Raw genomic sequence first — 20,627 nt, 5'->3', positions numbered from 1 at the left:
GGAGCCGGTCAGCTTATGGCTGAGAAGCCATCACGAAAGCCGTCACGGAGCCGCCAACAGCACCCGATCGACCTTCCCCGCCGCAGTCCGCGGCAGCGCGTCCATCAGGACGATCCGCGCCGGCCGCATCGCGCTCGGCAGCCGTTCGGCGACCCAGCGACGGATCGCCTTCTCGGTCGTCGGCGCCGCGGCCACCACGAAGGCGACGAGGTGAGCGCGCTCCGGCTGGTCCGCGGACCGGACGAGCACGGTCGCCTCGGACACGCCGGGGCACTCCTGGACGACCGCCTCGATCTCACCGGGCTCGATGCGGTGCCCCCGCAGCTTCACCTGGGCATCGGTGCGTCCCAGGAACTCCAGCGTGCCGTCCGGCCGGTACCGTCCGCGGTCGCCGGTGTAGTAGCAGAGCACTGAGCCGTCCGGCGTCATCCCGGTCCGGAACCGCTGCGCGGTCAGCTCGGGGCGTTCCAGGTAGCCGTCGGCCAGACCCGCACCGTATATCAGGATCTCGCCCTCGCGGCCCGGCTCGGCCGAGGACGGCACCGATCGGCCGTCGGGGTCGGCCAGGCACAGGCCGGTGCCCGGCAGGGCCTCGCCCAGCGAGATGGCCTCGCCGTCCCGGACCAGCGCGGCCGAAGCCCAGATGGTCGCCTCGGTCGGGCCGTACACGTTCCACAGTTGGGCGCAGCGGGGCACCAAAGCCCGCGCCAGCACCGGGGTGAGAGCCTCGCCGCCGCACCAGATCCGGCTGGCGGGCGCGCCCTCCCAGCCGGCGGCCAGGGCGAGCCGCAGGAAACTCGGCGTGGCCTGGATGACAGAGGGCTTATACGTGCTGACCGCCGCGGCGAAGATCGTCGGATCCAACCGGCTGCCGAACGGCGCGGCGACGACCGTCGCGCCCACGGTCAGGGCGAGCAGGATCTCGGCCATCGAGATGTCGAAGGACAGCGCCGTCATGGCGAGCATGGATTCGCCGGCGCTCAGACCGGGCGTCCTGGCCAGTCCGGCCAGCCGGGCAACGAGGGCATCCTGGGACACCAGGACGCCTTTCGGGCGCCCCGTCGAGCCCGACGTGTACAGGACGTAGGCGATGCCGGTCAGATCCGTCCGGCCCGGGCCGAGCGGCTCCACGGCGAACCCGCCGTCCGCGGCCTGGCCGATCACGGCCGTGGGCCGCGCGTCCGCGGCCACCATGTCGCGATGGTGGGGCGGGCTGTCGGCGATGACCGGCATCAGCGCGCAGCCGGCGCGCGCCGCCGCCAACATCGCCACCACGCCGGCCAACGGTGCGTCGGCCTCGAGCGCGACCAGGCTGCCGGGGCGGGCGACGGCCGCGACGCGATCGGCGAGTTCGGCGACGGCGGCGCCGAGCCGGGCGTAGGTCAGGCCGGCGGTACCGCCGACCGCGACGGCGTCGGGGTCTTCGGCGAGCCGCGCCGCGACCAGGTCCCAGACGGTGACCGTCTCACTCACCACCAGCGGCCCCCACCTCGGCGGCCTGCCGGGCCAGCAGCCCGCTCACGTCCACCGCGGTCGGCGCGCGGACCACGTCGAGCAGGCTCAGCATGATCCCGGTCCGCTCATGGATGCGGGCCAGCAGGGTGAGGGCGAGGAAGGAGTTCCCACCGACCTCGAAGAAACTGGCCTCGACGCCGACCTCGTCGAGGTCGACGATCTCCTGCATCAGTTCTGCGATCTCACTCGGGGTCATACCTGCTCGCTTTCCTTTCCGGCGATCTGGTCAAGCCATGCCCGGTCCAGTGTCCGCGCGCCGTCCGGCCCGACGAACACGAAGGTCTCGGTGAGGTACTCGGCCACCTGGAGCAGACGGGTGTGCAGCGCGTCGGCCGAGTCCGCGCCGATCCACACAGTGGCGACGGCGCTGTCGCTCCCGGCGCGCCAGTCGACGTTGGTCCCGGCGGTCGCCAGGGCCTCCACGCCGATCACCCCGGGCAGCTTGGCGACGGCCGAGCGCTCGGGCACCGCCGCTATCCGCCGCGCCGATGTCGGCGGCTGGAACAGCAGCACCAGGACACAGCGGCGCCAGGCCAGGTCCAGCTCCGGCGGGCGCCCGATCGCCGCGGCGATGGCCGCCGCGCCCAGATCGGCGCCGGCCCCGTAGGCGGCGAGCTTGGTGATGAACCCCCCGAGCCGGCCGTTCACCTCGACGATCTCCGAGCCGGTCGCGCGCGGTTTCAGCTCGACGTGGAACGCGCCGTCGGCGGCACCGACGGCGTCCAGCGCCGCCGATGCGGTGCCGATCACTTCCGCGGCCGCGTCCGGGGCGAGCAGGCTCGGCAGCACCAGGCCGGTCTCGCGGCACGGGTCCATCGGCCGGAGGCGGTCGGTGACGAAGGCCGCCGCGACCCGTCCATCGCACCGGAAGACTTCGGCCGATACGTAGTCGGCCAGGTGCGGCTGCGCCCGGGTGTCCCCGACGAGGAACCGTTCGACGAGCATCGCAGGGCCCGGTGTCCCGTCCGGCCACAGCGCGGCCACGGCGGCTGCCGCCTCGGCCGGGTCGCGCAGCAGCCAGATGTCCCGGCTGCTGACCCCGCCGACCGGTTTGAGGATCGCCGGCATGCCGTGGGCGTCCAGGAAGCGCGTCAGATCGGCGGCGCCGGCGACCCGGGCCGCCGGGACCCGCGACACCCCGCTCTCGCGCAGCAGGGCGCGCTGGACGTCCTTCTTCCCCCAGGTCGGCGGCCGGTCGGCGGCGATCCCCAGACCCCGGTTGAGGGCCGCGGCCAGTGCGCACAGCCGGTCCACGAAGGAGATCGCACGGTCGGCGCCGGCGGACCGGGCCGCCGACAGACAACCGTCGACGTCGCCGAAGTCGACCACGGCGGTCGGGCCCAACGCGGTGGCGACGGCTTGGAGATCGGGATATCGGGCAGCCTCCCGCGCGTCCACCAGGAACACCAGATCGGCCAGGTCGGCCGCGGCCGCGGCGCTGTCCAGCGTGGACAGCGAACCACCGACGCCGGTCAGCACCGCCAAGCGGGGTCGGCTAGCCGGCATCGGCGAGCTCCCGGGTCGCCTCGGCCGTCAGCAGGCCGCCGGACAAGTCCTCGAACACCGCGCCGCGGGAGCTCTTCGGCGTCTCGGCGGCCGTACCGGCGCGGATGTGCCTGAGCCCGCGCCGACGCGCGTAAGCCAGCGGCTGGTGGAACATCAAGTCCAGATACACGGCGATCCGTTCGCTGTCCTGGCTCTGCGGCAACCCGATCTCGTAGAGCTCCAACTGGTCGTGCCAGACGATCGCGGTCAAGACGCCGGCCACCGACGCCGTGGCGGCGGAGAAGACGACGAGTTCGACGTCGGGGCACTCGGTCCACTGCCGGTAGCGCATCCGGACGAACTCCGCGTGGTCCGGCACGTCCTTGCGGGTGTTGTGCTCGGCGATGAGCGGTGCCGCGACCGCCTCGGCCGTTGCCCAGTCCGTGACCGAGGTGTCCAGCCCCGCCGCCTCGATCAGCCGCAGATCGCGACGCAGCACGCCGCGCACCCGTGAGCTCATCGGCCGGTCCGGATCCTCGACGTCCCGGAAGTGCGACTCGCGGGCCAGGCCGGTCCAGTGGAATCCGTCGGTGACCGCGTCAAGCGCGCGCCGGGCGCGGTTGTAGGCATAGGGGAAGACCAGTGCGCGCTGCTCGGCGGCGGCGACCCCGGCGATGGCGACGAGCACGTCGCGGGCGTTCTGGCCGGCCGGGTCCAGCCGGACCGGGAAGCCCGACCGCTGGTCGTAGACACCGCCGACGACCAGGCATCGGTCCGCGGGCAGCGAGTCGGTCAGGCCGGGGTCCAGGCCCCAGTTCCGTGGGTCGTAGGCGGCGTCCGGCCAGGAGGAGCCGACGGGTGTGTATACGGGTACCGCGGCTACCAACTCGGACCCGCGCACTCCCCGCACGTACCGCGCACGCCATCGGCGGTCCAGCTCGACCTGGCGCAGCCGGCTCAGGCCGCCGGCGGCGCCGGCCGACCGGTCCAGCCCCTGGAATCCGGCGGGCTCGAAGCGCGCACGGTCGAGCACGTGGTAGCTGCGATCATGGATCGGATGCGGTGATGTGATCGACAATCCTGCCTCCCCCAGCGGCAACAGCCCCCCGGACGCGAGCAGCACCGGTGTGCCCGCATCAGAGCTCTGCTGTACATCGAGTCGAAGGTTCGCCCCGGGTGCCGGTGCGTGAACCGCGCGGCGAGCCGCGTCCAAACCGCCCACTCGCCCCAACGGCACCCAAACAGTATTCGAACACTGATCTTTGCAGAGGCCCCAGCGGGCGTCAAGGCATGTATCGCAGGGTATGCATTCACCCGGCGCGGACCGGCCCGAACGCGGAGGCGGACGTGAACCGGGCCCGGATCCGACGGGTGTCGATCGAATCAGAAGTTTGATACGTTTTTCAGATGCGTTTCGCCACCGCACTGCGTCCGTTGGCCCACAAGACGTTCCGGCGACAGTTCACGGCGCAGGCGGTGTCGATGACCGGCACGGCGCTGGCCCCGGTGGCGATGACCTTCGGCGTGCTGAACGTCACCGGTTCGGCGGCGGCGCTGAGCCTGGTGCTCGCTTCGTATTCCGCGCCCCAGCTCGCGCTGATGGTGGTGGGCGGGGTGTGGGCCGACCGGCTGCCGCGGCACCGGGTGATGATGACGACCGACGCGACGCGGTTCCTCGCCCAGACCACGTTCGGCATCTGCCTGCTGACCGGCCACGCCCCGCTCGCGGCCCTGATGGCCTTGCAGGTCCTCAACGGGGTGGCCAGCGCGTTCAACGCCCCGGCGCGGCTGGGCCTGACGAAGGCGACGGCGCCGCCGGGGATGTTCCAGCAGGCCAGTGCGCTGCTCGCGGTGACCAACGATGTCACCACCAGCATCGGCCCGCTCATCGCCGGCGTACTGGCGGTGTCGATCGGCCCCGGCTGGGCCCTGATAATCGACGGCGGGACCTACCTGGGCAGCTCCCTGTTGCTGTCGAGCCTGCGCCTGCCGAGTTCGCAGCGCACCGGGGGCCGGTTCGGCGAAGACGTCCGCGAAGGCTGGCAAGAGGTGCGAAAGCGCACCTGGCTGTGGACGAGTGTCGCCTACTTCTCGCTGTTCAACCTGGTCTACGCCATCTTCGTGGTCCTCGGCCCGGCACAGCTGCACAGCAAGCATGGCAGCGCTCTGCAATGGGGCGTCGTGGTGGCCGCTATGAGCATCGGCTCCCTGTGCGGCAACGCCCTCGCGCTCCGGCTCACCACCCGCTACTTGCTGCGGTGGCCGCGCGCTATGCAGTTCGCGGCGATCCCGCTGATCGTGGCGCTGGCCCTGAACGCGCCCTCGCCGGTGCTCACCGGCGCCGCTTTCCTGATGGGGCTGGTCATCTCCTTCCCCGACGCGCTGTGGTACACCGCGCTCCAGCAAGAGGTGCCCGGGCCGGCGCTGTCCCGGGTGTCGTCGTTCGACATGCTCGGCTCGACCGCCGGCCGCCCGCTGGGCTACGCGCTGGCGGCCGTGCTCCTGCGGATCGGTTCGGCGACGTCGCTGCTGGCCGTCGCCGCCGTGTTCTTCCTGGCGACCGCGGCGACGCTGGCCGTGCGCGACACCCGGCACCTCGCCCGCGCCCCGGCCGTCGAGCCCGCACCTGAGCAGGATTCGCCCGGCAGCGGCGAGATCGACCGGATCGCGCCTCCCCAGCCGCAGCCGAGCGAAGGCCCGACTCATCGACAGGTAGACCAGCCGCAACGCCATGGTTCATCATCACCGCAGGTCGCACCGGTTATCAGCACCCTCAATCGCTCTTCCCAGGATGGCGGCAGCGGCCGACAATGATCACCACTTCTCCCGGGCCATGCCGGTGGTCGCGGCCCCGGACTTCACGTCACTCCAGGGAAGGACCAGCCTGTCATGCACCTGAACGTATTCGTGATGACCACGGGGCACCACGAGGCGTCCTGGCGACTGCCGGAGAGCGACCCGTACGCCAGCATTGACCTCGCGCACTACCAGAATGTGGCCCGCATCGCCGAGGACGCGGCGTTCGACTCCCTGTTCCTGGCCGACTCCCCCCATCTGCCGGGGCCGGTGCGGCGGCGCCCGTGGGGGATGCTCGAGCCCCTGACGCTGGCGACCGCGCTGGCCGCGGTCACCGAGCGGATCGGGCTGATCGCGACGGTGTCCACCTCCTACAACGAGCCGTACAACGTGGCCAGGACACTGGCCTCGCTCGACCACTTGTCGGGCGGGCGCTTCGGGTGGAACGTGGTCACCTCGCCGGACCTGCCCGCGGCACGGAACTTCGGGTTGTCGGACCTGCCCTCGCACGCGTCGCGGTACGCCCGCGCGGCCGAGTTCGTCGAGGTGGCGTTCAAGCTCTGGGACTCTTGGGCCGACGACGCCATCGTGGGCGACAAGGCCGCGGCGATATGGGCCGACGAGTCGAAGGTCTGCCCCATCGACCACGTGGGCGAGTACTTCTCGGTCGCCGGGCCGCTCAACGTCCCGCGCCCGCCGCAGGGGCACCCGCTGCTCGTGCAGGCGGGATCCTCGGAGGAGGGCAGGCAGTTCGCCGGGCGGTACGCCGAAGCGGTGTTCACCGCCCAACAGACGCTGCCCGGGGCCCGGGCGTTCGCCGAGGACCTGAAGGCGCGGGCGGCCGCGTTCGGGCGGGATCCGTCGAAGGTGAAGATCCTGCCGGGGCTGGTGCCGATCATCGGGTCCACCACGGCCGAGGCCCGGGCGCTGGAGGCCTCGCTGAGCGAGCTGATCAGCCAGGAGTACGCGCAGGGGCAACTGGCGTCCCTGCTCCAAGTGCCGGTGTCGGCACTGCCGCTGGACGGCCCGCTGCCGTTCGCCGACCTGCCGCCCGAGGAATCGGTCGAGGGGGCCAGGAGCCGCTTCTCGCTCGTGGTCGACCTGGCCAGGCGGGAGAACCTGACCGTGCGGCAGCTCATCGGCCGCCTCGGTGGCGGCCGCGGGCACCTGACGATCACCGGCACACCCGAACAGGTCGCGGACGAAATGGAGGCGTGGTACTCCGCTGGCGCGGCGGACGGGTTCAACATCATGCCGGCGGTGCTGCCCTCGGGGCTTTCCGTGTTCTGCGCCGAGGTGGTGCCGCTCCTGCGGAAAAGAGGGCTGTTCCGTTCGGAGTACGCCGGAAGGACCCTGCGCGAGCATTACGGGCTCGACCGGCCCGCGGTCGCGGTTCCAGCGGGGAACGGGGACCAGCGCCAGCCACGGCTCGGCAGCGAACGCCTGGTGTGACGGCGTGGATCCAGCGGGCGAGAGTGGTGATCCGGTTCGGGCTGATCCGCACGCGATCGGCCGTCGAGATCAGTTTACTGGGGGGAAAGGCCATGGTGCGTAAGGAAAAGAGTCTTGTCAGGCTGGATCGCCAGTCGGACAACTCGATCTCGGTCATCTGCATCGCCCATGCGGGCGCGGGCGCGTCCGCGTTCAACAGTTGGCGCGGCCAGCCGGTCGCGGGAGCGTCGATATGGGCTGCCCGGCTGCCCGGCCGGGAAAGCAGGATAATCGAGGAGCCGCTGACGACCATCGAGGCGATGGCGGACTCCCTTTACGACCCGGTCTGCGCCCTACAGGCGGAGAGCATCCTCGTCGTCGGCCACTGCAGCGGTGCCCTGATCGCATACGAGCTCACGTGCAGGCTGGCGGAGACCTACGACGCTGAACACAATTTGGGCCTGGTCGTGAGCTCGCAGCACTTCCCCGCGACCGCGGATTCGGACGCCCTGGAATTCGCCGGTCTTCCGCTGCCGCAGTTCAAGAAGGAACTGTCGGGCATGGAGGGGGTGAGCGAGTCGTATCTCGCCGATGAAAGCATCGCAGAGCTGGTGGTCGCCAGCATGCGGGCAGACTTCCGGGCGGCGGGAAGCTATGTGTTCCCGTCCGGGCGGACGCGGCAGAAGTTCGCGATCACCGCTTTCGGGAGCGACGAGGACGACGCGATCGCTCCCGGCCGGCTGGCGGAGTGGCAACACGCGACGAGCGGCCGCTTCGACGTGCGGACGTTCCCCGGAGGGCATTTCTACATCTACGAGCAGGGGTCGGCGGTCTGCCGGGCCCTGCCGGAGGTTCTGCCCTCGGCCGGCTCCTCACAGGCGCGCAAGAGCTGAAAGGCTAAGGGAAGTGACTCAGTCGGCAAAGCGGGCGCGGGAAACCCTGGCGCAGATCTGGAGGGAGATCTTCGGGCTGCCCGAGGTGAGCCTCGACGACAGCTTCTACGACCTGGGCGGCGACAGCCGGTCGGCCGTCCACCTCGTGGCGCGGGCCCGGCGGGCGGGCTTCGACTTCACCGTCAAGGACCTGATGGTCTGGCAGACCATCGACGCCCTGGCCGAGCTGAGCCCGGCCGGCGCCGCGACAGGCCCGGCGAGCGAGGTGCACACGGAGAGCACCTACCCGCTCATGCCGCTCCAGGCACGCTTCTTCGACTCGCGCTTCGACGATCCGACGTACTTCGACCCGGCGCATTTCAACCTCACGGTCCCGCTCGAAGTCGATCCGGGCTTCTCCTTCGAGATGTTCCGCGACGGCACCGAGCGCGTGCTGAGCCGGCATGAGGCCCTGCGAATGCGGTTCGCGCAGTCGGCGGACGGCTGGCGGCAGCAGCCCGCCGGCTCCGCAGAGGCCTGGTACGAGGAAGTCGCCATCGACACGCGCTCGACCGGGTGGCTCCAGGAAATGGACCTCCGGGTCGACAGGTTCCACCACCGATTCGACCTGGCCACCGGACCCCTCATCCGCTTCCTGTTCCTGAACCGCGGCGAGACGGAGCCCGGCTGGCTCGTGATGGACGTGCACCACCTCGTCTGCGACGGCATCTCCATCTCGGTCCTGCTGGAGGAGATCCAGGACGAGTACCTGGCGCGGCTGGCCGGCCGGCCGACGGCCGGCCTCCCCGAGCCATGCTCGTACCTCGGCCACCTGCAGGACCTGCACCGCCAGGTGAACAGCCCCGCCGCCGACGCGATCAGCCGGTTCTGGGCCGCGCAGCCCTGGAACTCCATCGCCCCGCTCCCCAAAGACCAGCCAGACGGCTCGCGCCAGTTGCGCCACATCAAGCAGATCAAGGCCTCCCTCGATCAGGGGAGAACCCGGGTCCTGACGACGTCGGTCGCCCGCTTCGACTGCTCGGTCGAGGACATGCTGCTCGCCTCGCTCGCCCAGTCGCTCCGAGAGACAGGCTGGGCGACCACGTTCGCCATCGACATATGCCGCCACGGCCGTGACCCGCTGCCCTCAGGCACGGACACCTCACGCCTGGTCGGCTGGCTGAACACCGCGGACCCGCACATCATCTCCTCGGACGGCATCGCCGACGGACTGCCGATGCTGCGCTCCGTCGTCAGCCAGGTCCGCACGTTCCGTCAACACGAGACAGGCTGGTCGGAACTCAGGTACCTGTCACGCGACCCCGAACTGCGCAACAGGCTCTCCGCCTGGCCACGCCGCGAGCTCTACCTGAACTACCAAGGCCGGGACATCAGCAACGACATCATGCAGGCCCCGTTCCATCCGGCCAAACTGCCCGCGGGAAGTCCGGTGGCGCAGGTCGGCGAGCAGCCCTACCAAATCAAGATATCGGCCGAGATACGCGACGGGCGCCTGGCCTTCGGGCTCGCATTCAGCACCGAAGTCTACGAGGAAGCCACCATCGAGCAGCTTTCACAGGCACTGTCGGACAATCTCACCCGGCTGGCCGCGGAGCTCTCGGCTCAGGAGGCCGCCGCGATCCGCTGAGCAGCCGATCGCGATGCTGGACCTTGAGCACACCGGCAAGCCGGCCCGTGAGGCCTGACCCGCAGCAGGAGGCACCAGGTGACAGCACCGGAGATATCAGCGTTGATAGGCGAACTCCTGGAGGTCAGCGACGTGGCCCCCGACGACGACTTCTTCGATATCGGCGGAAACTCGCTCCTCGCACTGGACCTGCTGGCACGCCTGGAAGAGCGCACGGGCATGAACTTCACCCTGCTCGACATCTTCCGCGCCGCCTCGCCCGATCAACTGGCGGCCCTCATCGCCGACCAGAGCCGGGAAGGCAGCGGCGCCGAAGCCGCCGGCCCGCGGTGACAGGGCAGGCGACCGTGATGACGGTATGGGCGGGCAGCGCTCGCGCACCAGGCACGGCGACGACTTTCGGCGGCGGCGATCACCAGCGCTGCCGCACTCACCTGCCGCGAGCTGGAGGATCGGGCGCTCAATGCGGCGCATGAGTCGCGGGAGAACTGCGGGCCGGGAGCCGGTCGGGTCCGGCTGAGTCCGGCTGAGTCCGGCTGAGTCCGGCCCGATCTGCGACCGGCGGGCGCTCACTTGCTGCTCCCGTCGCACGGGGCGTCGATCTTCCGTCATCTCGCGCCGCGTGCGCAGTGGGCTCCGGCTGTCCGTGACCGAGCTCACCCGACCGAGCGCCGTTGCGCGCCGGATTCGTTCACGAGTCCTGGTTACTCGACGGCTACGTGGTCATAAGGGGCCGGTTCGAACGCAGAGACGGAAACCAGATGCCCAGGAGGCTCAGATGTACATCAGCGTAGGCACCGTGGTCTTGATACTCATCATCGTCCTTGTCGTGATGATGATGCGGCGGCGCTAGCACGCCCCGGCTGCCGTCTGTGCTTTCCGGGATCGCGCGCCCGCCGTCGCCCAGGCTCCCTTGCCTGGGCGACGGCGGGCGCGGCGTACGTCGGTCGGCCGGACGCCGAACCGTCACTTACCGCTGATCGGGACTGTCGTGCGCGACGTCGGTCCGGAGCGGGGCACCGTGACGGTCAGGACGCCGTCTGCCAGATCGGCACGCACGTCTTCACGATCCGCATCGGCCGGAAGCGTTGTGCGGAACGCGAAGCTTCCCGCCCGGGCTGCCAAGTAGCTGTTCGCGCCCGCCGCGCCCTCTTCCAGGTCGCCACGGACACACAGCTGGTGACCCTCGACTTCGACGAAGACCCGGTCACGCGGGATCCCGGGCAGCTCCACGCGGACCCGATAAGTGCCCGCGGTCTCGTCCTCCTCGACGACAGGCGTCCAGCGTGCACCCCGGCCTCGTCCTCCGGTGGCCCGATCGACCCATCGGCCCAGGCGGTCGACCAGCTCGTCAAGCTCCGCCGGCGGACCCCAGGGCAGACCCAGACCCCAGGTCCGGTCGGAGTGCTCTTCGCTTCCGGAATTGTGGGAAAAAGGCGAATTCATGATGGTTTCTCCCTCACCGCTGACAATGTTCCTGAATCCGCCTTATGGCCGCAGCGGTGGCCGCCAAACAACTCCGGCCGGCGAATCGGGATATTCTCGGCGGGATATCAGGACTCTGCCGGAACCCTGTCCGCGGCGAGCAGGGCGATGTCATCGCCCTGCTCCCGGCCGAAGGTGTCCGGTCCGTGCGGGATTCGGTGGAGGGCTTCGTCGAAGCGGTGCGGCCGTTCGCCCAGGCCGGCTTCGCCGAGGTGGCGCTCGCGCAGGTCGGCGGCGACACCCGGCAGCCTTTTCTGGCCTGGGCCGAAAAGTCACTGATCCCGGCTCACCACGACCTGTGAGCCGGCCACGACGTCATCCCCGAAGTGCGGCACCGCCGCGGCGTACGACCTGGCCCCTGGTTTAACCCCGCAGTCTGCGGACACACGGAGCCCCTCATGAGAGTGGAGACAACCGTGAGCAGGCAACACGGTTCGGTGTCCACACCCATCGTGCCCTGCACCGTGGCCGCGGTACTCATTTTCGGGACGGGTGTCCTCGTCCTCGGCAGCACTGCCCTGGCGGCGAGCGTCACCGTCCTGACCTTCGGGATAGTTCTGGTCGTTTCGGCCCTGGTGCGCATGGTGGCGCTCACGCGGCACTGAGTGCGGCAGAGACCCCGGCCTTGAACGCGGGGCGTGCGTCGGCCGGGCGCCCGCCGTCCATGCGGAAAGAGGTTGGTTATGCGAATGCGGTTCTCGGTCGGCAGTGTCCCCGTCGTCTTCTTCCTTGTCGCGGCGGTGAGCGTTTGGGCCACCGTCGCTGTTTCGCTGTGGTGGCTGTTCGCTGTAGTGCTGTTCGGCGCGCTCGCCTCGGTGGCTGTTTACGACGTCCTCCAGCGACGCCACGCGGTGCTGCGGAACTATCCGCTACTGGGGCATCTGCGCTATCTGCTGGAGGCGATCCGGCCGGAGGCGCAGCAGTACTTCATCGAGCGCGACTACGACGGCCGGCCTTTCGACCGCGACACCCGCACTGTCGTGTACGAGCAGGCCAAAGGCATCCACGAGGAGACGTCGTTCGGTACCGAGCTGGACGTGACGCAGCCCGGTTACGAGTTCGTCGAACACGCCACCGTCCCCCTCACTCCCGATGACGACCCGCCGCGGGTCCGCGTGGGCGGCCCGGACTGCACTCAGCCGTACGACATGGCGCTGCTGAACGTATCGGCGATGAGCTTCGGCTCGCTGAGCGCGAACGCCATCCGGGCCATGAACGCCGGCGCGAAAGGCGGTGGTTTCGCGCACGACACCGGCGAGGGCGGGCTGACGCCCTACCACCTGGAAGGCGGCGGCGATCTGATCTGGGAGATCGGCAGCGGCTATTTCAGCGTCCGTACCCCCGACGGTGACTTCGATCCCGCACAGTTCCGCGACAAGGTCGCCCATCCGCACGTCAAGTGCGCCGAGCTGAAGCTGAGCCAGGGTGCCAAGCCGGGCCTGGGCGGCGTGCTGCCGGCTGACAAGGTGAGTGCGGAGATCGCTCGCTTCCGTGAGGTGCCCCGGGGGGAGAAGTGCATCAGTCCGCCCGCGCACAAGGTGTTCCGTACTCCCCGCGAACTGGTGCTGTTCCTGGCGGGGATGCGTGAGCTGGCCGACGGCAAGCCGGTCGGCTTCAAGCTGTGCCTCGGCCGCCGCAGCGAGTTCCTCGCGATCTGCAAGGCCATGGTCGCCGAGGGCGTCACGCCGGACTTCATCACGGTCGACGGAGCCGAGGGCGGAACCGGCGCGGCGCCGCTGGAATTCCAGGACGGTGTCGGCAAGCCCCTGACCGATGGGCTCATGACCGTGCACAACGCCTTGGTCGGCACCGGGTTGCGGGACCGGATCCGGATCGGCGCCAGCGGCAAGGTGGCCACCGGGATGGACATCGTCAAGCGTGTCGCCCAGGGCGCGGACTACACCAACTCGGCCCGGGCGATGATGATGGCCGCCGGCTGCATCCAGTCACGCCTGTGCCACACCAACCACTGCCCCGTCGGGGTGGCCACCCAGGACCCGGGGCGTGCGCGGGCGCTCGATGTCGCCGACAAGACCGAGCGCGTCCGCCGCTACCAGCAGAACACTGTGGCCCAGGCTCAGCAGATCATCGCGGCCATGGGACTGCGAGAACCGCGTGACCTCCGCCCGGCGCATCTGCTTCGCCGCACCGACCAGAACACCGTGCGGACCTACGCCGAGCTGTTCGACTGGCTCGAACCGGGCGAACTGCTGGCCGAGGTGCCACGGGACTGGTCCGCGGACTGGCTGGCCGCCGACCCGGACAGCTTTTCGAGACCTCGTGCGTGAATCCGGCGGATACCCCGTTTCACACCCGCCGGCCGGGTTACGAGGACGCTCCGCAGGGATGAGAAGGGATTCGTTATGAGTATCGCCGATAAGGCCAAGCATGCCGCCAAGGACGCGAAGGGCAAGGCCAAGGAGGCTGCCGGCAAGGTCACGGGCAACGAGCGCGTGCAGGCTGAGGGCCGGGCCGATCAAACCGAGGCCCACGCCGCGCATGCGGCCGACAAGGCCAAGGACACCGCGAAGAACGTGGGCCACGAAGCCAAGGGCAAAGCCAAGGAAGTAGCCGGGGCCGTCACCGACGACGAAAGCCTGGAGGTCAAGGGCAAGGCCGAGCAGGTGGCTGCGCGAGCCAAGCAGCATCTCAACAAGTAGCCGACGTGTGAACCGGGCCCCGGACATTGCCCTTGTCCGGGGCCCGGTTCGCTGGTCTGAACCCCGGTGTGACTCCCGCTCGCGATCCCGCTCGCCGGCGGCGCGGCGCGGTTCTACCGCGGTATGCGCCATCCGGCGTCACGTGACGTCGCGCCGCTTGGCGTGGTGCGGCTGCGTCACCCGCAGCAGCGGCAGCGATGAAGGCCAGCCGGTGACGGCTACCGGCCCGCTGTGAGGCACGTCCGCCCCTACTCCTCTGCAAGAACTCGGTGGCCGCGGCCCCGAATGCCACGTCGGCCGCGAGTCGGGGTTCGTCGGCGATCAGGCCGCCGGCGATGTCGTGGCGCGCGATCTGCTCGTGCACCGCATCACCGGGTGACCCCGTTGCCGGGTTCCAAACCGGAATCTCGCCACCGCGTCTCCGGAGGATCCGCCGCCTGGGTCCGGTGGCCGGCGTCGGTGGTACGGCAGATGGTGATTCCGAGATAGCCGGCCGAAGGTCGAGGAACGGTTCACCAGGTAAGTCGGTGCCCAGGGTGCCGAGCGCAGCGGCCACGTAGCGGGTACAGGTTCTCTAGAACCTGTGCCGGTGTGGTCGCCGAAGCCGTTGTCGTCAGGAGATCGTGATGTGCCGCTTGTTCGGTTTGGCAAGTTCCCCGCAGCGGGTCCGGGCGACGTTCTGGCTGCTGGAGGCGCCTGACAGTCTCACAGACCAGAGCCGACGCGATCCCGACGGGACCGGGCTGGGATATTTCGAGCCCGACGGCACCCCCGTGGTCCGCAAGGCGCCCATCGCGGCCTACGCGGACAGGCAATTCGCTGAGGCGGCGCAGACCGCCAGCTCCTCGACGTTCATCGCGCACGTCCGATACGCCACTACCGGTGGGCTACAAGAACGGAACACGCATCCGTTCAGCGCGCATGGACGGATGCTGGCCCACAACGGTGTCATCGAGGGGATGGACCTGCTTGAGCGGCACCTCGGCTCGTCGATGGACGAAGTGCGGGGCGATACCGACTCCGAGCGGTTCTTCGCTCTCGTCAACCGCGAGACGGAGGCTGCCGGCGGCGATGTGACGACCGGCCTGGAAACCGCGGCCCGGTGGGTGGCCGGCCACCTGCCGCTGTTCGCTCTCAACATCGTCATGATCAGCGGCGAGGACCTGTGGGCGCTGCGCTATCCGGATGCCCACGGCTTGTATGTCCTGGACCGCCAGGCCGGTGGTCAGCATGGACGCCGGCATCTGGACCAGGCCGGGAGCGACGGTCGGCTGCGGGTCCACGCCGACGACCTCAGCGACGCCGCGTCGGTGGTCGTGGCCAGCGAGCGGCTGGACGAGGACCCCGCATGGCGACTGCTGCGTTCCGGCGAACTCCTGCACGTCAGCCCCGGCCCGGGCATTACCTCCCGAGTGGTGCTGCCCGACCCGCCGGCACACCGCCTTTCACCTGCCGACCTCACGTCCGGCGCCACAGTCGCGCCGGACGTGTTCTGACGCCGGACGGATGGTGTGCAGTCGATCGGTGGTTCATTCCCGGTCTCTCGGTCCGCCACTCCATCAGCAGGTCCGCGCCGTATCACGTATCCGTTGAGGTCAGGCGCTTCCGGAAGTCTGCGGGTCGCCGCTGTTCTGGCGTAGTTCCTCGTTGACCCGGAGGGCTTCTTCGAGTTGGTCTTCCAGGATGATGATGCGGCAGGCCGTGTCGATGGGGGTGCCCGCGTCGACGAGCTCGCGGGCGCGGGCGGCGATCCGCAGCTGGTAGCGGGAGTAGCGGCGATGGCCGCCATCGGAGCGCAGCGGGGTGATCAGTTTCGCCTCGCCCAGGGCCCGCAGGAACGCGGGGGTGGCGCCGATCATCTCCGCGGCCCGGCCCATGGTGAAGGCGGGGTAGTCGTCGTCGTCCAGCCGGCCGGCCGGGGTGGTTCCTGCACTGCCTGTCACTTGCACCTCTTCTGTCTGCTATGCGGCAGGACACCATGAGGGGCCCGGTGCCGAATGGCACCGGGCCCTAGGGAATTTCAACACCATCTACGTACCGACAAAACACGCCGGCTTACTGATCCGCGGATCCGCCTTGATATAGCGCGGGCGCGGGGATCTCGGACTGCTGACCGGGGACCACCTTCCAATCCGGGGCCTGAACTGCCCACCCGGACACGACATGCCGTCCGGGCGATCCTGATGGTGTTCGCTCCTGTTCTCTCGTGTCGTACCAACCGGATACTGCGACTTCACTTGCGGTACTGCGTACTGCACTTGCGGTACTTCTCGGCAGCCCCGGGTCTTGTTCGACCCGGCCGTCGGTCCCGGCGCCCACCAGCACTGCTGGCGCCAGAACCCCATTGCCGTCCTGCTCGCGCGCCAGTTCGTGTCTGCCGCGCATCTTTGATGCTGTGGTTACGTCACAAACACTACCCACGTAGGTGCACCATGTCTACCTCAGCCACGATAGATTTTTGCCTGCCGGTGCGGGAGGTGTGCTGCGGTGAACCCGTCACACGGCTCTTTGCTTGGTGACGGCGGCAGCCCACTGAAGGCGCTGAGCAGGCTCAATACCGCTCGGCAGAGCGCGCTGAGTGCGGGGCCCGGGGCCGGCGAAGCGAGCTCGACGCTCTTAGCGGCGTTGCGCCGATCCGGTGACGCGTGTCGCCGAACCCGCGCGGTGGCGACCGAGAATCAACGACGATTCGGATATGCCGGGCACCCCATGCCCGGCGAACTCAGATTCGGCTGCTCTTTGCGTCAACTCGCACCGTCAGGGTCCAGCGCGGACGGCTGGACCCTGAGCGAGATCGATCGGATCAGATCGGATCAGACCGGATCGGATCAGACCAGATCAGACCGGATCGGATGGTGACCACCCCATGACCAGGTCCGGCTCCCGCTAGACGAGGATCTCGGTGTGAGCCGTGTCAGGGGGCTGTTGAGCGGTGACTCCGCGAGTCCGAACCCTCAGCTTCGCTTCGGCTCGTCTGCCATCGCCTGCTTGTCAGCCTGCTTGTCAGCGCCCATCACACCGGCCCTGCCCCGAGCACTGTCCGGTTCGATGATCTCGAACTGCTCGGTGCGGACGGTGTCCCGGATGACCTTCTCCTCGCTGATCACCTTCTTCCTGATGACGATCCGCTCCAGCGGCACGACCTCCTTGGTGGCGTGGACCTGCTCGTCGAAGAGCACGAGTTCCTCGACCTGCTCGCTCCAGTCGCCATGCTTCCCCGGGCCCTGGGCTGGGTCGTCGATCGCGACACGCACCACTTCATAGGTCTCGTGGTGCAGTTCCACGCGTTGCTCCACGGGGGTCTGCTCCGCGTATTTACGCAGCCTGACCCGTCCGGCTTCTCTGTTCTCCTTGGCCACGTGGAGGCGCTCACCGTAGCGCGTCGCGTCGAGTGTCGCTTCGCGGTGAAGGTCCTGCGGGACCTGGATGTTCTCAGCGGTCCGTTCCCCGCTCGTGCCCCCACTCATGTCCCCGCTCGTGCCGCTTCGCACGTCCTGCCGGGTCTGGCCGCCCGTCTCCGCCGCGGCCCTGGACCGCATCTGGCCTTCCGTCCGCTGCGGCGACCCGCCGTTCATGCTCTCCTCGGGGGACGCAGCCGTGGTGCCGTAGTGCTTGGCGAGTGCCGCGACGTCCTCCGGGCCTAGGTGGTCGTCGAAGTCCAGCTTCGGGGAGTTCTTGATCGTGGCCTCGAAATGCGGAACCCGGATCGCGTCGCCGCTCAGCTGAGCGCCCTCCAGCGGCACCACGTGTTCACGGCGGAGCACGCCGATGCGCACCGTGGCCCAGTCCGGTTCGCCCGTGATGTCGTTGACGAATACGCGGTCGATGGCACCGATCTCTTGTCCATCGCGCCCCACCATCTGTTTTCCGAGGAACTGCTCTCTACCCGTCATGACGTCGACCTCCAACTAGCGACGGTCCCGCGGCTTCATCGCGGATCCCGGATTCCCCGCGTCACAGTCAAGGCCGGGCGTACTGGCGGCGCATCCACTCGTACTCCCTTTGGGCTAACTATCGCGATCCCTGCCGGTCAGAAGACCCGGATCGGCGGGCCACGGTGGCGCCGCGGGGTTGGAAGAAGACGGCCGAGTGCGTGGCCGCCGCAGCACCTACCACGCGACGGCTGGCATTTCTACCGTTTAGCCGGCAGCGAACCGGGCAGCAGATCGTCTCCAGTGACCTGCCGAAGGCACGATGGGAACGACGATGAAGCCGCAACCATCCGCCGACTCCTTCGCACATCGGGCCAGTCCGGTGTGCCGACCCGCTGGCTGAAAGCGCGGTCGGCTCACAGGCACCTTCTGCACTGCTGGAGCACGCAATTCACATAGTGCGAGTCGCATCCGCAGCGGCCCGCCGGTTCCCGGTGCACGCCGGGGAGACGAACTGAGAGGCGTTTGGTTTCGTGGGTGTGAAGACGATGGACGGTGCGGATTTCCTGGTGGTCGCCAACCGGCTGCCGGTCGATCTGGATCAGCTTGACGACGGTACCCAGAGATGGCGTCCCAGCCCCGGCGGTCTGGTGAGCGCGCTGGAGCCGTTCCTGCGCGGCCGGCACGGTGCCTGGGTCGGCTGGCCCGGCCGCGCCGACATGGACCTGGCCCCGTTCGAGGACAAGGGCCTGGCTATCCATCCGGTCAAGCTGTCCCACGCCGAGGTCCGGGACTACTACGAGGGCTTCTCCAACGCCACGCTCTGGCCGCTCTACCACGACGTCGTCGTCCCGCCGGTTTTCAAGAAGTCCTGGTGGGACAGCTACGTGGCGGTCAACCAGCGGTTCGCCGACGCCGCCGCGGCCGCCGCCGCCAAGGGCGCGACCGTGTGGGTGCAGGACTACCAGCTCCAACTGGTTCCGGCCATGCTCCGGGAGCAGCGCCCCGACCTGCGCATCGGCTTCTTCCTGCACATACCGTTCCCGCCCGTCGAGCTGTTCATGCAGCTGCCCTGGCGGACGGAGCTCGTACGCGGGCTGCTGGGCGCCGACGTCATCGGATTCCAGATGCCCCAGGGGGCCCAGAACTTCCTGTGGCTCGCCGGGCGGCTGCTCGGTCTGGAACCGACCAAGGCCGCTGTCAGGGTCCGGAATCGCCCCGGGTCGGTGCCGTTCGACGGCCGTCAGGTCCGGGTCGGGGCCTTCCCCATCTCCATAGACGCCGCAGGCTTCGACGAACTGGCACAAAGCCCCCGGACCACCGACCGCGCCCAGCAGATCCGTTCGGACATGGGCAATCCCCGCCGCCTCCTCCTCGGGGTGGACCGGCTGGACTACACCAAGGGCATCGACGTCCGGCTACGGGCCCTGCGCGAATTGCTGGCATCGGGCCGGGTGGATCCGGAGTCGGTGGCCATGGTCCAGCTCGCCATCCCGAGCCGCGAGCGGGTCGGCCAGTACCAGGCGATGCGACGCAGCATCGAGGAACAGGTCGGGCAGCTCAACGGCGACTTCGGCCGGGTCGGCCGCCCGATCGTGCACTACCTCCACCAGTCGATGGACCGGGACGAGCTCGTCGCGCTGTACAGCGCGGCCGACGTCATGGTGGTCACGCCGCTGCGGGACGGCATGAATCTGGTGTGCAAGGAGTACGTCGCCACCCGGCACGGACTGGACGGGGCACTGGTGCTCTCCGAGTTCGCCGGAGCGGCGGCCGAACTGGCCGAGGGTGCCCTGCTGGTCAACCCACACGACTTGGACGGTGTCGCAGACGCTCTGGAACAGGCCTTGACCATGGACCCGGAGCAAGAGCGGAAGCGTATGCGGACCCTGCACCGACAGGTGATGACCCACGACGTGGGCCTGTGGGCCCGCTCCTTCCTCGACTTCCTCGACCCGAGCGCCGCCACGGCGACCAGCGCGGAGGCGGTACACCTGATCGACGGCCGCGCTGGACCCAGCGTGAACGCCCCCCGACGGCCGAAGAGAAGCCTGATGAAACTGGACGCCCGGCTAAGGGAAGCGGGCTTCACCCCTGCATCCAGACCGGCCACTACCAATCTCTAGTGCCGTGTCAGGCAACGTTTGCCTGGGAGTTCGCGCTTTGCTCGGGAGTGCGCGATGTGGTTCGCGATGTGGTTCGCGATGTGGTTCGCGATGTGCCGATCGGCGGGCGGGATCCGTTGGCGGGTGGAGTTTGTTGGGGGCTGGGGTTTGTGAGCCGGGTTGCGGTTAGGGTGTGGGTTGAAAGGCGATTTTTACGGCCTTCGGTCATAGTTGTGCCGGTTCGGGGTTCGGGGCGGCGAGTCTGTGTGTCGGCTGCCGGTTCCGGTGTTCACAACCCCGCCCCGCCTCAGGCCTCTTCAACTCCAGCAAGTCAGAACAAGGGGTACAAGCAAGATCAACAGCACGGGCAAGATCAAGAGCAAGATCAAGAGCCACAAGCAAGATCAAGATCAAAAACTGTGATGAAGAGCCGGGCCTCCGGCGGGCCTCGACAACCTCAGGGAAACTAGCGCGGTTCCCTCGGGTGGCCGGGTGAGTCTCAGCGGCTGCGGTCCCTGAGGTGGTGCGGTCCGTTCCCCACGGCCGCGTCGTCAGCCCGATGGGTACAGCACCGGTGTCCGGGGGTAAAGTCCGCGCGCTTGCGGTCATGCAGGTAGGCGGCGGTTTTGATAGCGCGAACTTGACCCCCGGCCACCGGCACTGTAGGCGAAGCCCTGCCGACGCGACCGAGGGGAACGAACCGAAAACCAGCCGGAGAAATACAAAACGCAGGGAACGAGGACACCGGTTGGTTGATG

18 protein-coding genes are annotated in these 20,627 nt (G+C 69.0%); 11 read left to right on the top strand and 7 right to left on the bottom strand.

What is annotated here, in order from left to right; all coding sequences use genetic code 11:
- Nucleotides 1–42: 42 nt before the first annotated feature.
- Genes KGQ19_RS07900 through KGQ19_RS07885 form a run of 4 tightly spaced genes read right to left on the bottom strand, consistent with a single transcriptional unit; the run spans nt 43 to nt 4,078 of the window.
- Nucleotides 43–1,476 carry an amino acid adenylation domain-containing protein gene (locus KGQ19_RS07900; RefSeq protein WP_212008431.1) on the bottom strand — a complete coding sequence of 478 codons (1,434 nt, stop codon included), beginning with the start codon at nt 1,474–1,476 and terminating at the stop codon, nt 43–45.
- Nucleotides 1,466–1,711, bottom strand: a complete 246-nt coding sequence (locus KGQ19_RS07895) for a phosphopantetheine-binding protein (RefSeq protein WP_212008430.1) — start codon at nt 1,709–1,711, stop codon at nt 1,466–1,468. The genes KGQ19_RS07900 and KGQ19_RS07895 overlap by 11 nt, the downstream gene beginning before the upstream one ends.
- Nucleotides 1,708–3,021 (bottom strand): ATP-grasp domain-containing protein, encoded by a 1,314-nt coding sequence (locus KGQ19_RS07890; RefSeq protein ID WP_212008429.1) that lies wholly within the window; start codon nt 3,019–3,021, stop codon nt 1,708–1,710. The genes KGQ19_RS07895 and KGQ19_RS07890 overlap by 4 nt, the downstream gene beginning before the upstream one ends.
- Entirely contained in the window at nt 3,011–4,078 is a 1,068-nt protein-coding gene (locus KGQ19_RS07885; RefSeq protein WP_212008428.1) for a hypothetical protein, read from the bottom strand. The genes KGQ19_RS07890 and KGQ19_RS07885 overlap by 11 nt, the downstream gene beginning before the upstream one ends.
- 329 nt (nt 4,079–4,407) lie before the next feature.
- Here KGQ19_RS07885 and KGQ19_RS07880 point away from each other — a divergent pair, with 329 nt between their 5' ends.
- The 5 genes from KGQ19_RS07880 to KGQ19_RS07860 all read left to right on the top strand — a co-directional run bounded on the left by KGQ19_RS07880 (nt 4,408) and on the right by KGQ19_RS07860 (nt 10,080).
- Nucleotides 4,408–5,814 (top strand): MFS transporter, encoded by a 1,407-nt coding sequence (locus tag KGQ19_RS07880; protein ID WP_212008427.1) that lies wholly within the window; start codon nt 4,408–4,410, stop codon nt 5,812–5,814.
- 75 nt (nt 5,815–5,889) lie between these two features.
- Nucleotides 5,890–7,248, top strand: coding sequence for an LLM class flavin-dependent oxidoreductase (locus KGQ19_RS07875; protein WP_212008426.1), 1,359 nt, complete (start codon nt 5,890–5,892; stop codon nt 7,246–7,248).
- A gap of 23 nt (nt 7,249–7,271) precedes the next feature.
- Nucleotides 7,272–8,120, top strand: coding sequence for a thioesterase II family protein (locus tag KGQ19_RS07870; protein WP_212008425.1), 849 nt, complete (start codon nt 7,272–7,274; stop codon nt 8,118–8,120).
- A 13-nt stretch (nt 8,121–8,133) separates the two neighbouring features.
- Entirely contained in the window at nt 8,134–9,747 is a 1,614-nt protein-coding gene (locus KGQ19_RS07865; RefSeq protein ID WP_212008424.1) for a condensation domain-containing protein, read from the top strand.
- Nucleotides 9,748–9,825: 78 nt separating this feature from the next.
- Nucleotides 9,826–10,080, top strand: coding sequence for a phosphopantetheine-binding protein (locus KGQ19_RS07860; RefSeq protein ID WP_212008423.1), 255 nt, complete (start codon nt 9,826–9,828; stop codon nt 10,078–10,080).
- A gap of 633 nt (nt 10,081–10,713) precedes the next feature.
- Here the strand turns inward: KGQ19_RS07860 and KGQ19_RS07855 are convergent.
- Nucleotides 10,714–11,193: an Hsp20/alpha crystallin family protein gene (locus KGQ19_RS07855; RefSeq protein ID WP_212008422.1), complete on the bottom strand. Its 480-nt coding sequence runs from the start codon at nt 11,191–11,193 to the stop codon at nt 10,714–10,716.
- 185 nt (nt 11,194–11,378) lie between these two features.
- Here KGQ19_RS07855 and KGQ19_RS07850 point away from each other — a divergent pair, with 185 nt between their 5' ends.
- The 5 genes from KGQ19_RS07850 (at nt 11,379) to KGQ19_RS07830 (ending at nt 15,388) form a co-directional block, all read left to right on the top strand.
- Nucleotides 11,379–11,534: a hypothetical protein gene (locus KGQ19_RS07850; protein WP_212008421.1), complete on the top strand. Its 156-nt coding sequence runs from the start codon at nt 11,379–11,381 to the stop codon at nt 11,532–11,534.
- A 96-nt stretch (nt 11,535–11,630) separates the two neighbouring features.
- Complete coding sequence (locus tag KGQ19_RS07845) at nt 11,631–11,837, top strand: hypothetical protein (protein WP_212008420.1); 207 nt, start codon at nt 11,631–11,633, stop codon at nt 11,835–11,837.
- Nucleotides 11,838–11,915: 78 nt separating this feature from the next.
- Complete coding sequence (locus KGQ19_RS07840; RefSeq protein WP_212008419.1) at nt 11,916–13,520, top strand: FMN-binding glutamate synthase family protein; 1,605 nt, start codon at nt 11,916–11,918, stop codon at nt 13,518–13,520.
- A 75-nt stretch (nt 13,521–13,595) separates the two neighbouring features.
- Nucleotides 13,596–13,892, top strand: a complete 297-nt coding sequence (locus tag KGQ19_RS07835; RefSeq protein WP_212008418.1) for a CsbD family protein — start codon at nt 13,596–13,598, stop codon at nt 13,890–13,892.
- Between the two features lie 626 nt (nt 13,893–14,518).
- Nucleotides 14,519–15,388, top strand: a complete 870-nt coding sequence (locus KGQ19_RS07830) for a class II glutamine amidotransferase (protein WP_212008417.1) — start codon at nt 14,519–14,521, stop codon at nt 15,386–15,388.
- A 99-nt stretch (nt 15,389–15,487) separates the two neighbouring features.
- Here the strand turns inward: KGQ19_RS07830 and KGQ19_RS07825 are convergent, their stop codons facing one another.
- Together KGQ19_RS07825 and KGQ19_RS07820 are read right to left on the bottom strand one after the other, a co-directional pair.
- The gene (locus KGQ19_RS07825; protein ID WP_368862071.1) at nt 15,488–15,769 is read right to left on the bottom strand and encodes a MerR family transcriptional regulator; all 282 of its coding nucleotides are present in this window, start codon (nt 15,767–15,769) and stop codon (nt 15,488–15,490) included.
- 1,077 nt (nt 15,770–16,846) lie between these two features.
- The gene (locus tag KGQ19_RS07820; protein WP_212008415.1) at nt 16,847–17,800 is read right to left on the bottom strand and encodes a YsnF/AvaK domain-containing protein; all 954 of its coding nucleotides are present in this window, start codon (nt 17,798–17,800) and stop codon (nt 16,847–16,849) included.
- A gap of 512 nt (nt 17,801–18,312) precedes the next feature.
- On the opposite strand from KGQ19_RS07820, the gene KGQ19_RS07815 reads away from it, so the two are divergent.
- Complete coding sequence (locus KGQ19_RS07815) at nt 18,313–19,890, top strand: alpha,alpha-trehalose-phosphate synthase (UDP-forming) (protein WP_212008469.1); 1,578 nt, start codon at nt 18,313–18,315, stop codon at nt 19,888–19,890.
- The last annotated feature ends 737 nt before the right edge of the window (nt 19,891–20,627 follow it).

Source organism: Catenulispora pinistramenti (genome assembly GCF_018274385.1).
Lineage (GTDB): Bacteria > Actinomycetota > Actinomycetes > Streptomycetales > Catenulisporaceae > Catenulispora > Catenulispora pinistramenti.
The sequence above is the reverse complement of the archived record's forward strand: the minus strand, read 5'-3'. Positions and strand labels throughout refer to the sequence as shown.